The organism is Bifidobacterium panos (genome assembly GCF_012932445.1).
GTDB classification, from domain to species: Bacteria; Actinomycetota; Actinomycetes; order Actinomycetales; family Bifidobacteriaceae; genus Bifidobacterium; species Bifidobacterium panos.
On the sequence record NZ_JAAIIJ010000015.1, the window covers coordinates 46426 to 61526 of the forward strand.

7 protein-coding genes are annotated in these 15101 nt (G+C 59.3%); 5 read left to right on the forward strand and 2 right to left on the reverse strand.

Going from position 1 to position 15101, the window contains the following annotated elements:
• Positions 1-24: 24 nt before the first annotated feature.
• The 4 genes from yicI to G1C94_RS04170 all read left to right on the forward strand — a co-directional run bounded on the left by yicI (position 25) and on the right by G1C94_RS04170 (position 6821).
• A complete protein-coding gene (yicI, locus tag G1C94_RS04155; protein ID WP_172145030.1) occupies positions 25-2055 on the forward strand; it encodes an alpha-xylosidase in 2031 nt (676 codons plus the stop codon).
• Between the two features lie 122 nt (positions 2056-2177).
• Positions 2178-3689 (forward strand): glycoside hydrolase family 43 protein, encoded by a 1512-nt coding sequence (locus G1C94_RS04160; protein WP_172145033.1) that lies wholly within the window; start codon positions 2178-2180, stop codon positions 3687-3689.
• An 87-nt stretch (positions 3690-3776) separates the two neighbouring features.
• Positions 3777-5816 (forward strand): beta-galactosidase, encoded by a 2040-nt coding sequence (locus G1C94_RS04165; RefSeq protein WP_172145036.1) that lies wholly within the window; start codon positions 3777-3779, stop codon positions 5814-5816.
• 93 nt (positions 5817-5909) lie between these two features.
• Positions 5910-6821: an ROK family protein gene (locus G1C94_RS04170; RefSeq protein WP_253902308.1), complete on the forward strand. Its 912-nt coding sequence runs from the start codon at positions 5910-5912 to the stop codon at positions 6819-6821.
• On the opposite strand, the gene G1C94_RS04175 is transcribed toward G1C94_RS04170, so the two are convergent.
• Both G1C94_RS04175 and G1C94_RS04180 read right to left on the reverse strand, forming a co-directional pair.
• Positions 6799-7605: a TetR/AcrR family transcriptional regulator gene (locus tag G1C94_RS04175; protein WP_172145042.1), complete on the reverse strand. Its 807-nt coding sequence runs from the start codon at positions 7603-7605 to the stop codon at positions 6799-6801. The genes G1C94_RS04170 and G1C94_RS04175 overlap by 23 nt on opposite strands.
• Positions 7606-7742: 137 nt before the next feature.
• The gene (locus G1C94_RS04180; protein ID WP_172145045.1) at positions 7743-7955 is read right to left on the reverse strand and encodes a hypothetical protein; all 213 of its coding nucleotides are present in this window, start codon (positions 7953-7955) and stop codon (positions 7743-7745) included.
• 1169 nt (positions 7956-9124) lie between these two features.
• On the opposite strand from G1C94_RS04180, the gene G1C94_RS07880 reads away from it, so the two are divergent.
• On the forward strand, positions 9125-14995 hold the full coding sequence (locus G1C94_RS07880) for an InlB B-repeat-containing protein (protein ID WP_301538548.1): 5871 nt from the start codon (positions 9125-9127) through the stop codon (positions 14993-14995).
• The last annotated feature ends 106 nt before the right edge of the window (positions 14996-15101 follow it).

The following is a 15101-nucleotide window of genomic DNA, read 5'->3' on the forward strand; positions in this document are numbered from 1 at the left end:
GCAAGCAAACACAAAGGATTGCATATGAAGTTTCTCAATGGCGGTTGGCTCATCAAGGACGGTTTCGACGTCAAATATGCGGCCAACATCTACACCGCGAATGTCGAGCCCAAGAAGCTCACCCTGTTCTGCCCCTTCGGCAGCCCCATCTACAACCCGGGCATGACCCTGGGCGGCGGCATCCTCACCATCGAGGTCACTTCCCCGCGCCCCGACATCATCACCACCAGGCTCATCAACCTGCGCAAGGATCGCAGCAACTGCCCGAAGTTTGCCCTGAACGAAACCGATCCGGACGTTCAAATCAGCGAAGACGACGACAAGTGGACCTTCACCTCCGGCCGCCTCACCCTCGAAATCGCCAAGGGCGAAACCATCGATTTCAAATACCTGTATGACGGCAAGGAAATCGCGCACTCCGGCTGGCGCGCCAAGGGCCTGGTGACCGACCCCGAAGGCCAGTTGCACGTCACCGAGCAGCTCGACCTCGGCGTGGGCGAGAAGATCTACGGCCTGGGCGAACGCTTCACCAACTTCATCAAGAACGGCCAGACGGTCGACATCTGGAACGAGGACGGCGGCACCGGCACCGAGCAGGCATACAAGAACATCCCGTTCTACCTGTCCAACAGGAAGTACGGCCTGTTCGTCGACAACCCGGGCAAGGTGAGTTTCGAGGTCGGCTCCGAGAAGGTTTCGCGTGTGCAGTTCTCCGTGCCGGGCGAGGAGATGAGCTATTCCGTCATCGGCGGCGAGGACTTGAAGTCCATCCTCAACACCTACACCGACCTGACGGGCAAGCCGCCGCTGGTGCCGGATTGGAGCTACGGCCTGTGGCTGTCCACCTCCTTCACCACCGATTACGACGAGAAAACCGTGCTCGACTTCGTCGACGGCATGGCCGAGCGCAACATCCCGCTGAGCGTCTTCCACTTCGACTGCCGTTGGATGAAGGAGCTCGAATGGTGCAACTTCGAGTGGGACGAGTCCAAGTTCCCCGACCCCGAAGGGCTGCTCAAGAAGCTGCACGACCGCGGCTTGAAGATCTGCGTGTGGATCAACCCCTATATCGGCCAGAAGTCCCCGCTGTTCGAGGAAGGCGCCAAGAAGGGCTACTTCATCAAGAACGAGGACGGCTCGGCGTGGCAGTGGGACTTGTGGCAGGCCGGCATGGCCATCGTCGACTTCACCAACCCCGAGGCCACCAAGTGGTATCAGGATCACCTGAAGCGCCTGGTCGCCATGGGCGTCGACTGCTTCAAGACCGACTTCGGCGAGCGCATCCCCACCAAGGGCGTGAAGTATTACGACGGTTCCGACCCGGAGCTGATGCACAACTACTACACCCAGCTGTATAACGAGGCCGTCTATGACGTGCTGGTGGAGACCAAGGGCGCGGATCAGGCCATTCTGTTCGCGCGTTCCGCCACCGTCGGCGGCCAGCAGTTCCCGGTGCACTGGGGCGGCGATTGCTCGTCCAACTATCCGTCGATGGCCGAGTCGCTGCGTGCGGGCCTGAGCTTCGGCATGTCCGGCTTCGGCTATTGGAGCCACGACATTGCCGGCTTCGAAGATCAGGCCACGCCGGATCTGTACAAGCGTTGGACGCAGTTCGGCCTGCTCAGCTCGCATTCGCGCTACCACGGTTCCACCGCCTACAAGGTGCCGTGGCTGTATGGCGACGAAGCGGTGGATGTGTCCCGTGAGTTCACCGACTTGAAGCTCCAGCTCAAGCCGTACTTGGAGAAGATGGCGCAGGAAACCCACGAGACCGGCGTGCCGATGATGCGTGCCATGGTGCTTGAGTTCCCCGACGACCCGACCTGCGAGGACATCGACACCCAGTACATGCTGGGCGACGATGTGCTGGTGGCCCCGGTGTTCCGCGAGGATGGCGTGGCGCGCTTCTACGTGCCGGATGATGGCTCCGGCCAGGCGTGGACGAACATCATCACCAAGAAACCTTACGAGCCGGGCAAGTGGTACACCGAGCAGTACGATTACCACACCCTGCCGGTGCTGGCGCGCCCGGGCAGCGATCCGCTGCACGCGTAAATCCCCATGTGCGCCTTTGGCGCATGTCTGATACCAGGCTCCCGTCGGCCACGGCGCCGGCGGGAGCCTGGTACGCACAGCCGCGATAATATACAACCTTCAACGAAGAAAGTTTTTCATACATGACCCTTTTCAACGTCACCGAGGCCAAGCGCGTCGCGTCAGGCTTCTACCCGGACCCGACCATCTGCGAAACTCCTCAAGGCACGTATTACATGGTCAACAGCTCTTTCGAATTCTTTCCGGGGCTGCCTGTGTTCGAAAGCGCCGATGGCGAGCATTGGCAGCGCGTTGGCGACGCGATGGACAGGGAAATCCAGTTCCCCTATGAATCCATGGATAACAGCCAAGGCATCTACGCGCCGACGTTGCGCTACCATGACGGCCGATACTATCTGATCGTCACCAACGTCAACAAAGGCAATATGATCCTCACCACCGACGATCCGCATAACGGTTGGTCCGACCCGATTTGGGTGGAAGGGTGGCCGGGCATCGACCCCAGTCTGTTTTTTGACGACGACGGCTCGGTCTACATTTGCGGCAACGAGGGCGGCGAGCCCGACGACAACGGCGAACGCGAAGAGCCCGGGATTTACCTGTCGCGCATCGACGTCTCCACCGGAACCGTGCTGACCAAGCGACAGCGCATTTGCGGAGGCATCACCGGCTCGAACCCGGAAGGGCCGCATATGTACAAGCGAGACGGCACATATTACCTCATGTGGGCCGAAGGTGGCACGGAATCCGGCCATATGGAGAACATCGCCCGTGCCTCCAGCCCGACCGGGCCCTATGAGATGTATCCGGGCAATCCGCTGATCACCAATCGCAGCACACACCTGACCCTGCAAGCCGTTGGTCATTGCGATTGCGCCCATTTCGAAGCCGACCGAACCTTGATGGTGTTCCACGGCACGCGCAACAACGACGAATATCCCGCCCAAGGTTGGCTTGGCCGCGAGCCGTATGCCGTGTGGTTCACATGGAAGGATGGTTGGCCCGACTTGGCCGACCAGTCCTATAATTGCCCGCTCAACGGTTGCGGTGATGCCTTGGAGCAGCAGGTCGCATGGATCACGCCGGGCATCGACGAGGCGAGGCGCTTTGCGGTGGATGACGCCGGTTCCCATATCCGCGTGACGGCCGCGCAGCAGGATTTCGGTTTGGCAGCCGGTGCACCACTGATCGGCACGCGGCAGACTGATTTTTGCTGCACGTTCACGGCGACCATATCCGACCCGACGCAACTTGTTTCAGGAACGGCCGGCATCGTGGTCTATGCGAACGCCAATCACTACATGGCTGTCACAATGCATGCCGCCGAAGCCGGCACGGTCATGATCGACGCCACCGTGCACAACGCGGGGCTGGTCTCGCAGGTCGGCGGCACACAGATGCCAGCGGACAAGCCGGTGAGGCTGACAGTCCAAGGCGACGATTACGGCTACACCTTCGCAGTCGGCGATTCCGGCGAGGAAACCCCGCTCGGCAAGGCCGTCGGCAAGGTGCTCAGTTTCACCAACGCCGGAGGATTCACGGGAATACTGCTCGGCGTCTACGCGCATGGCAGCGGCACGGTTGACTTCAGCGGGGTGCGCTACCAGACAGGTTCCGATGCGGCCAGCGAATGATGGCGGATGCGCCAAATAAAGGCCCGCGAAACTTACTTTTAAACTTTTAAAACTGAACGGGCACGGTGCCCAAAGAAGGAGAATACGATGAAGCCGACGTATAACAGCTTCCTGTTCGGTGGCGATTGGAACCCGGAACAATGGCCGGAGGAAACATGGGAGCATGACATCGAGATGCTCGAAGACGCCCATGTCAACGAAGTCACCATCAATGTGTTTTCGTGGGCGCTGCTGCAGCCCGCCGAGGACCGCTACGACTTCACCATGCTCGACAAGATCGTCGCGCTGCTCGTCAAGCATGATTTCAACATCGTGATGGCCACGGGCACCGCGGCACTGCCTGGATGGATGGTGCGTGAGCATCCGGAAGTGATTCGTACCGAACAGAACGGCACCCGCCACGTATTCGGCGGCCGGCACAACTTCTGCCCGACCTCTCCGTATTTCCGCAACGTGTCTCGCGCGCTCGCCGCACATGTAGCCGAACGCTATACCGGCACTCCCGGTCTGGTGAATTGGCATGTGTGCAATGAGTACGGCGGAGGCGGCGGTTTGTGCTACTGCGAGCAGTGCGCGCAATCCTTCCGCGAATGGCTCAAGGCCAAGTACGGTACCGTGGAAGCGCTCAACCAGGCGTGGTGTGCGAACTTCTGGAGCCATACCATCACCGATTGGGCTGATGTGGTGCCGCCCGTCAGCTACGGCGACGGCATCGGCGAGGCCAAATGCGTGGTCTCCGGCCTGCAAATGGACTACCGCCGTTTCCAAAGCCAGGCTCAGCTCGAATGCTACAAAAACGAGCGCGACGCGATTCGCGAATATGATGCCACCACACCCGTCACCACCAACCTGATGGGCACGTTCAAAGACCTCGATTACTTCGAGTGGGCCAAGGAAATGGACGTGGTCAGCTGGGACAACTACCCGGGCATGGATACTCCGCCCAGCTTCACCGCCATGTGCCATGACCTGATGCGTGGCATCGGCGGCAACAAGCCGTTCATGCTTATGGAGCAGACCCCGAACCAGCAGAACTGGTTCCCGTTCTGCAAGGTCAAGCGCCCTGGGGAGGTGCGCAAGCTCAGCTGGCAGGCCGTGGCCCACGGCGCCGACACCGTGCAGTTCTTCCAAATGAAGCAGTCCATCGGCGGTTGCGAACGGTTCCATGGCGCGATCATCGGGCACGACGGCACCGAGAACTCCCGCGTGTTCAAGGAGACGGCGGCCCTGGGCGAGGAACTGGCTCGCGTTGGCAAGCGCATCATGGGCTCGACGCCCAAGGCGCGCGTCGCCATCATGTTCGATTGGCAGAGCTACTGGTCGCTCGAAGGCTGCGTGGGCCCCACCGCCGGCTTCTCATACCCCGACGAGGTACACCGCTTCTACCGTGCGCTGTGGCGGCGCAACGTGCCGGTTGACTTCATCGAAAGCACCGTTCCGCTCGACACGCTCAAGCAATACGACCTGATCATCGCCCCGGCGCTGATTTGTGTGCTGCCCGGCGTGGCCGAGAACCTCGAAGCCTATGTGACGGGCGGCGGCAACTTCGTGACGGGCTATATGGCGGGCATCCACGACGAGAACGACTTGGTGGTGCCCGGCGGCTACCCGGGCAAGCTGCGTCGACTGATGGGCATTTGGGTTGAGGAGATCGACGCGCTTGCGCCCGACGAGACGATTGATGTTCGTGGAGAGGTGGTTGATGGTGTTGATGCCAAGGGTGAAATCGTGGCGAGCATCATTCACTGCGAGGCCGCGAGAGCCTTAAGCACCTATGGCGGCGACGAGTTCTATAGCGGCCATCCAGCGCTCACCGTCAACGATTTCGGCCAAGGCAAGGCCTATTTCGTCGGCACGCCGCTCGACAGAGCCGGCATGGGTGCCTTCATCTCCTCACTGGTCAACACGCTCGGCTTGAACGCCATCGATACGCCGGACGACGTGGGGCTGTCGATTCGCGAGGCCGACGACGGCACGAAGTACGCCTTCCTCATCAACTCGTCCAACACGGCCAAGCAGATGCGCGTGCCGGAGCTGGATGGCGGCAAGGATCTGCTCACCGACGAAGTGATCGATGGGCTGATTGAGATGAAACCGTTCGGCGTGGCCGTGGTGGAGTTGCACTAGCTCCACGGCTGTATTCGAGGCATTGCTCCGCCTTGCCTACAATGGAAGGCGGGGTGATGCCACAATCAAGGTCGGTGAAAGAGGATGGGTGTGATGAAGCGCGTTCTGTCATTTGAAATAGGAACGCTGTTCACGCGATATGCGCTGTTCGTGGACGGCAAGATGGGCATTCCCGGCACCATCGCCACCCCCACGGATGACATCGATTCCTTTTACGATGCGCTCGTCCACGTCGTCGAGCGTCAGGATGGCGGCATCGATGGCATCGACGGCATTGCCATGAGCGTTCCCGGCTTCATCGACACCGAACGGCAACTGGCCATCACGGCGGGGGCCTTGCGCATACTGTACAAGCACGAGATTGGCAAGGAGCTGCAAGAACGGCTCAAACGCAAGGTGCCCATGTGGATGGAAAACGACGCGAACTGCGCGGCCATGGCCGAGAAACTCAACGGCAACGCCGTCACATTCAACGATTTCGCGCTCATCACCATCGACACAGGTGTGGGCGGGGCGCTGTTCCTCGATGGTAAGATTCGACGCGGCAAAGATTGGCGCGCGGGCGAGTTGGGCATGATGGTGCCCAATTACGAGAAGGGCAAGTTTCTCACCCTGCAGAATTATCTATCCACCATCATGCTGGCCGAGCGGTACGCGCAGGTCTTCGATGTGCCGGTGGGCAGTATCGTGCCGGCCTCGCTGTTCAGGCGTCTTGACGAGCCGGGTGTGTTCGCCATCGTGCAGGAGTGGATTGATTACCTCGCCATCGCCGTGTTCAACACGGTCACGGCTCTCGACCCCGAATGCGTGTTGCTGGGCGGCGGCATCTGCCGCGAGCAGGCGGTGCTGCCGATGGTGAATGAGTCGCTGAATCGCATGCCCCCTTGGAACGACTTCCGCACCACGGTCAGAAAGTGCCGTCACACCAGCAATGCCGGGCTTCTCGGTGCCTATTATGCGCTGATGACGGAGGTCTGGGGAATCAACCCCGTGCCGACAAAGTAAGTGGCAGCAAACAGCGCTGATTCGATGGGTCATATTCCGAGGGGTCGGTGAATCCGCGCCACTGGGCTTCGGGGAAGATGATCTCGGAAACGCTGATCCACTGCTCCAGCAGGCTCATCGAATCGTCGCTCAGCCAGCGGTATTGCAATCCGTCCATCGCGCTCATAGCCAGCGTATACAAATCGTAGAACTGATCTTCGTTGATGCCGGGCGGCAGCAGCCAGTTCATCGAGCAAATCATCTCCCATTGGCGCAGGTGACGTCCGATGAAAAAACTGTGCGCAGGGTGAGCTGGGCTGAGCGCTTCCCCGTTGAGCACGGAATACAGTTGCACCAATTCGGGGCGCTGCAGATTGTACAACACGATGTTCAGGCAATAGCGCGGATAGTAGTAGGCTCGATGTCCATCCGCGTCGACAGCCGCGGCGGTGACGGCGTTGTACTCGTCCGCGTCGGGGGTATCATAGCATTCGGAGAGCACCATGTTGATCAAATCATCTTTCGAAGAGATATAGTGGTAGAGCGCCGCCTCGGTGATGCCCAGCTCGTCGGAAACGTCTTGCAGGGACATGCCCCAAAACCCTTTGACGGCAATGACTTTCACCGCCGCCTGTAGAATTTGCCAACGGCGTTCCTCTCGGCTCATGCGCTTGCGCTTGACGAATGTGGTGTCCGCCAAGGTGTCGCGGGCCGTCGTCGTGTGATTGTTGGAATCTTCGGTGCGTGAGGCGACGGGCCAACTGTCCTGTTCCTCTAGGAAGGAATCCCACGCCGCGATGCTCATCGTCGCCCCCCGTCCACCATAATGAAGCGAACCTTATTTACAATTACATAAATAATATACCGAAGGCGCGCTGAGTGGCGTTATTGCGGGACGGGTGAGCTGCACCGTAGTCTTCAGGCGGAAGACGGGCGCGCGATTTAGGGAGTGGTTGGATAGCCAATTCTTCTGTTCAGAAGGGTGCAATCCGCGGGGGCTGTGGCGATGCGCTGTATTTGCATGCGAATCATCTCCATCTCCAGCTCCATGTATTGCATGGTCTTGTTGAAGTCCACGCCATATTGGACGAGCTGCTCCAGCGACCCGGGCAATGCCGCGCGTTCCGCCGTCTCTTCCCACGTGTAATTCGGCATGTTCGACCATCCTTATTGTTTCCTTGATGTTTCTCGGTGATGGAACCGACGATAGCGGCTTTGCGCATGTGCCGCTCACACCCGTATGGAGGTTCCCCGGACGAACAGCCCGGTGGGCTGTTCGTTTCGATATCAACGTGCGGCACCGTTTGGCGGTAATAGTCCGTCCCGTGTCCTCTGTGGACCCATGCCGACGCAGCGAACTCGTTCCTTGCGTGCTTGAGTCGCAGTGTCCATTGGTATTGTTTTCGGTCTGTTTTAAGTCGCAGTGCTATTGCTGTCGTTCTTGGTTTGTTTTGGGTTATAGTGCTCGTTTTCCCGTTCTCAGTGTGCGTTTCGTCAGGTTCTCGTGTTGTTTTGATCGATTCCGGTGTCTGCGGCGGATGTTGCCGTGTTCGACGTGGTTTCCTGTTGGTTGGCGGTATGCCTACTGGGAACGGGATTGGTGGCACCGCAATTCAGAGTGTGCCAAGCACGACGTTGTTACGCCGGCGCAATGGCGCGGAGGCCACGGGATTGTCTGGTTTCGTTATATGGCGTTGTCGCTGATGATCGATACGCACAGCCCACTGGGCTGTGCGTCCCACACGTCAACATCCGCCTAAGCCATTCTGGCGTAGCCGGTTTGTCCCGCCTTGGCGGGCCCCCGCTGGGTGAAGAGCCCAGTGGGCTCTTCGCAGCAGCGAGCAGCGGTAGCGTCGCGAGCGTCGCACAAGACGTCGGGGGCTGTCACGCGGATGCGCGACTGGGGGTGGTCACATTAAGCACGTGTCTGGTGAGACCACCCTCAGTCAGCCTGACGCCTGACAGCTCCCGCCAGCGGGAGCCCTAGGCTGGCTCCTTGTCATTTCGAGCGGAGCGTAGCGGAGTCGAGAAATCTTGCCCCGTAAGGGGCGGTGCGCGTGTTGCCGGTGTGTGCTGCTGCGGGGCTGTATACCCCCCCTTGTTTTGTCGTGGGTGTTGTGTTTTGCGCGGTGTGTTCAGCCCTGCAATTCCGGCTTTTTCGGGAGTCGTATCAGTCTCGGCAAGTCGGCTGGGACTCGTTCTAAGGGGGGATTGTCGGGGGGGGGATTGCATAGAAGCTGATTATTTCGGAAGTTCCCGCGAACGTGGGTTTGCGGGGGGATTTGTGTGTAAGGGAAGCGAGAAAAGACATGCGCGTGAGTGGGATGAGGGCGTTGGCTGGCGTGCGTTGGCTAGCGGCCGCGTTGGCGGCGTTGCTCGTGCTGGCGGTGGCTGTGCCGAGTGCATGGGCGGACGACGACAAGCCGGTGGTGACGCTGAATGAGGATCAGAAAACCCTTGTCAGCATAGGCGACGCGACCACGGGTGCCTCGTACAAGCTGGACAAGGCGACAGTCTCAGGTGTCAGCAGTTCGTATATCGTGGTGCAGGTTGATTCGGGCTATTTCACTCCGAGCTTGAAGGCTCCGGCGGGTGCGACGCCGGTGGACGCGTTGAACGATAGCGGCGCGTATGTGGCCGGTTCGAAGGTGGTTGCCGGTGGGAAGTATTCGTATATCACGTTCAAGTCGTCGGACGGCAATGCGAGCATCACCCCGGCGAATCTGCAGACGTATTTGCAGGGTTTGACGTTCACCACGAGCGGCGACACGAAGCAGAACGTGACCGTCAACGCCGTAGTCGAGACACTGAAGGCGAAGAACTTGGACGGCAGCGACACGAGCTATAACGTGACCTTGTACGACGGTCATGCGTACACGTTCGTCCCGACTGTCGAGGATTGGGATGAGGCGTATGCTGATGCGAAAAGCCTGGCGGTCCTTGGTGCGAAAGGTCATTTGCTGACTATCGAGTCGGCTGAGGAACATAACCTGATTTACAAGTCGTTCAACAACAAGCCTGGTTGGATAGGTGCGACCCGTTTCACGTCTGCGGCTCATGCGGGTGATGATCCCGATGCGTTCGATATCAGCAATAACGGGGATGAGGATTGGGGTATGGCTTGGTATTGGGTGACGGGTTCAAGCAAGGGAACGATGATCTGGGACGGCCGCAACCGGCAGACCGGAAAAGCCACTGCGGCATATAACAACTTTGCCTCTGGTGAACCCTCCGGTCCTGGACTCGTCGTCACGTCTGAAGGTTGTGGTCAGTATGGTTATGGCACTGCTGGTCAGTGGAATGATATTCTGAATACCAATCACAGCGCCTCCTATAATCAGGGTTTTTATGTTGAGTTTGAGGGTTTTGATCTTGAAGAGGCTGGTACCACAGCGTCTGCTGCGGTGCAGCGTGTGAACGTGTCGTATGACTTGGACGACAACAAGGTCACGAGCACTACGACTGACACGAAGGTGTTGGCGAATAATGCCGATTATTCGACGACGTTGGCTGCGGCTGCGGATCGTACGTTGGATGCGTCGTCGGTGAAGGTCACGGTGGGTGGCAATGAGCTTGCCGCCGCGGATTACACGTTTGAGTCGTCCACGGGCCTGTTGAAGATTCCCGCGGATAAGGTGACTGGTGATGTGGTGGTGTCGGCGAAGGTGATGCGCCAGGTGACGTTCGATGTCGGCGATGGCGGCAAGATGAAGGATGCGACCGCTCCTTTGTCTTTGTCGGTGGCGTATGGGGCGAAGGTGTCTTCTGGCAAGAGTTCTTCTGGCGCGAGTTTTGTGCAGCCGGATGTTACGGCGAATGAGGGTAAGCGGTTTACGGGTTGGCTGGCGAGTGTGGATGGCGTGGAGGACCAGATGCGTCAGCCTTCTGGGGTTGGTGATGTGGAGGTGACGTCGGATATGACGTTCACCGCGCAGTATAAGGATTTGGTGACGGTCACCTTCAAGTACGACGGCGGCAAGGACAAGAACGGCAAGGATTCCGTGTCGATGTCCGGCGTGAAGGACGAGGAGTACGACATCCCGCAGGAAGCGGATCTGTCGCGTGACGGTTACACGTTCAAGCAGTGGGATTCCGAGCCGTCGGGCACGTATGGTGATTCGGATGAGACGTTCACGGCCCAGTGGGACGCGAACACTAATACCGCGTATAAGGTTGAGCATTATCTGCAGAACGTGGACGACGACAAGTATCCTGCCACGCCCGATGCCACTGATTCGAAGACTGGTACGACGGATACCAAGACGGCCGCCGAGGCGAAGACGACGTATACGGGTTTCACCGCCAAGTCGTTCGACCAGGAGAATATTGCCGGTGACGGCAAGACTGTCGTGAAGATCTATTACACGCGCGACAAGCACGATGTGACCTTCAACGCGAAGGGTCACGGCACTACGCCTGATAAGCAGGAGTCTGTCAAGTATGGTGCGAAGGTCGCGAATCCGGGTGACCTGTCCGAGGACGGGTACACGTTCGGTGGCTGGTACGAGGATCAGGCGTGCACCGACAAGAAGTGGGATTTCGCCAAGAACACGATGCCGGCCGAGAACCTGACGCTGTACGCGAAGTGGACGGCGAACACGAACACCGCGTACAAGGTCGAGCATTACCTGCAGAACGTGGACGACGACCTGTATCCCGCCAAGCCCGATGCCACTGATCCGATGACGGGTACGACGGATCAGGATACGGCCGCGGCGGCGAAGACGACCTATACGGGTTTCACCGCCGGCACGGTCACGCAGCAGAAGATCAGGGGCGACGGCACGACGGTGGTGAAGATCTACTACGAGCGTGACAAGCATGATGTGACCTTCAATGCGAAGGGTCACGGCACTACGCCCGATAAGCAGGAGTCCGTCAAGTACGGTGCGAAGGTTACGAATCCTGGTGATCTGTCCGAGGATGGTTACACGTTTGGTGGCTGGTACACGGATGAGTCGTTCGCTGGCAACACGAAGTGGGATTTCACTAAGAGCACGATGCCGGCCAATGATCTGACCCTGTACGCCAAGTGGACGGCGAATACGGACACGAAGTACACGGTCGAGCATTACCTGCAGAACGTGGACGACGACCTGTACCCGGCCACGCCTAAGGACGTTGTCCCGATGACGGGCACGACGGATACCAAGACGGCCGCGAAGGCGAATGAGTACGAGGGTTTCACCCCCGTTGACTTCGCTCAGGAGAATATCGCCGGTGACGGTAAGACGGTGGTGAAGATTTACTACACGCGTGACAAGCACAATGTGACGTTCGACGCGAAGGGCCACGGCACCACGCCCGATAAGCAGGAGTCCGTCAAGTACGGTGCGAAGGTCGCGAATCCGGGTGACCTGTCCGAGGACGGTTACACGTTCGGCGGCTGGTACACGGATGCTTCGTTTGCCGACGAGAAGAAGTGGGATTTCTCCAAGAGCACGATGCCGGCCAATGATCTGACGCTGTACGCCAAGTGGACCGCGAACACGGATACGAAGTACACGGTTGAGCATTACCTGCAGAACGTGGACGACGACCTGTACCCGGCCACGCCTAAGGACGTTGTCCCGATGACGGGCACGACGGACACCAAGACCGCCGCGAAGGCAAACGAGTACGAGGGTTTCACCCCCGTCGACTTCGCCCAGGAGAATATTTCCGGTGACGGCAAGACGGTGGTGGAGATTTACTACACGCGTGACAAGCACAATGTGACGTTCGACGCGAAGGGTCACGGCACCACGCCCGATAAGCAGGAGTCCGTCAAGTACGGTGCGAAGGTCGCGAACCCTGGTGACCTGTCCGTTGACGGGTACACGTTTGGTGGCTGGTACGAGGATCAGGCGTGCACCGACAAGAAGTGGGATTTCGACGCGTCCACGATGCCGGCCAACAATCTGACCCTGTACGCCAAGTGGACGGCGAACACGGACACGAAGTACACGGTCGAGCATTATTTGCAGAACGTGGACGACGACGAGTACACGCTCCAGTCCGGTGACACGGAGACGAAGCAGGGTACGACGGATACCGAGACGAAGGCTGAGGCGAAGACGACGTATACGGGTTTCACTGCCAAGGAGTTCTCCCAGGAGAATATCGCCGGTGACGGCACGACTGTCGTGAAGATCTATTACGAGCGTGACAAGCATGATGTGACCTTTGACGCGAAGGGTCACGGCACTACGCCTGACAAGCAGGAGGCTGTCAAGTACGGTGCGAAGGTCGCGAACCCTGGTGACCTGTCCCAGGCTGGTTACGCGTTCGGTGGCTGGTATACGGACGCTTCGTTTGCCGACGGCACGAAGTGGGATTTTGACGCGTCCACGATGCCGGCTAATGATCTGACGCTGTTTGCGAAGTGGACCGCGAACACGGACACCGCGTACACGGTCGAGCATTATCTGCAGAACGTGGATAACGACGAGTACACGCTCCAGTCCGGTGACACGGAGACGAAGCAGGGTACGACGGACACCAAGACCGCTGCCGAGGCGAAGTCCTATACGGGTTTCACCCCCGTTGACTTCGCCCAGGGGAATATCGCCGGTGACGGCACGACGGTGGTGAAGATCTATTACGAGCGCGACAAGCACGACGTGACGTTCGACGCGAAGGGTCACGGCACTACGCCTGACAAGCTGACGGGTGTGAAGTATGGTGCCAAGGTTACGAACCCGGGCGCTCTGTCCCAGGCTGGTTACGCGTTCGGTGGCTGGTATACGGACGCTTCGTTTGCCGACGGCACGAAGTGGGATTTTGACGCGTCCACGATGCCGGCCGAGGACGTAACTCTGTATGCGAAGTGGACCGCCAACGAGTACGGCATTACGTACGACCCCAACGACGGCACGCTGCCCGAGGACGCTCCGAAGACCCACACGTATGGCCAGGAGACGAAGCTGCCCACCCCGACGAAGGACGGTTACACCTTCGACGGCTGGTACGACGAGGCCGGTAACAAGGTCGACACCGTCCCCGCCGACGCGCAGGATATGAAGATCACCGCGAAGTGGAAGGGCAACGAGTACAACATCACGTACGGCCCCAATGACGGCACGCTGCCCGAGGACGCTCCGAAGACCCACACGTATGGCCAGGAGACGAAGCTGCCCACCCCGACGAAGGACGGTTACACGTTCGACGGCTGGTACGACGAGAACGGCAATAAGCTCGATACCATTCCCGCCAACGCGCAGGACCTGAAGATCACTGCCAAGTGGACCGCGGACGAGTACGACATCACGTACGACCCGAATGACGGCACGCTTCCCGAGGGCGCTCCGAGGACCCACACGTACGGTGAGGAGACCGAGCTTCCGACTCCGACTCGTGACGGTTACACCTTCGACGGTTGGTATGACGAAAACGGTACCAAGGTCGATACCATCCCTGCCAACGGGAAGGACCTGAAGATTACCGCGAAGTGGACGGGCAACGAGTACGACATCACGTACGACTTGGACGGCGGCACGCTACCGGCTGACGCTCCCAAGACCCACACGTATGGTGAGGAAACGAAGCTGCCTATTCCGACGAAGGACGGTTATACGTTCGACGGTTGGTATGACGAAGACGGCAACAAGGTCGATACCATCCCTGCCAACGGGAAGGACCTGAAGATCACCGCGAAGTGGAAGGGCGACGAGTACGACATTACGTACGACTTGGACGGTGGCACGTTGCCGGCCGATGCTCCGAAGACTCACACGTATGGTGAGGAGACGAAGCTGCCCACCCCGACTCGTGACGGCTACACCTTCGACGGTTGGTATGACGAGGCTGGTAATAAGCTCGACACTATCCCCGCCGACGCGCAGGACATGAAGATCACGGCCAAGTGGACTAAGAACGCCGACAACGGTGGCAACAACACCGACGCCACTGGCGACAACGGTGGCACCAAGTATGATCCGAATGGCGGTTCCATGCCGGAGGGTTGGACTGGTGCGGATGGCAAGTTGCCGGTGCCGACTCGTGAGGGTTACAAGTTCGATGGCTGGTATGACGACGAGGGCAACCTGGTCACCAGCCTGAAGGACGCCGCGGGCAAGACGCTGCACGCCAGGTGGACCAAGCTGAACACTCTGGCCTCCACCGGCGCTACTGGCTTGGCCGCTGGCCTGACCGCACTGGCCTTGGCCGCAGCCGGCCTGACGGTCGGCATCCTGCGCCGCAAGCGCTCGCGCTGATTACGCTCCCGCTGATTTGAACTGCCTCCCATTTTCTTGGACAACGAGAAATGGGAGGCAGCTCATATTTGGGGTGGATATCGGTTTCCTTGTGGAGTGTATTGGA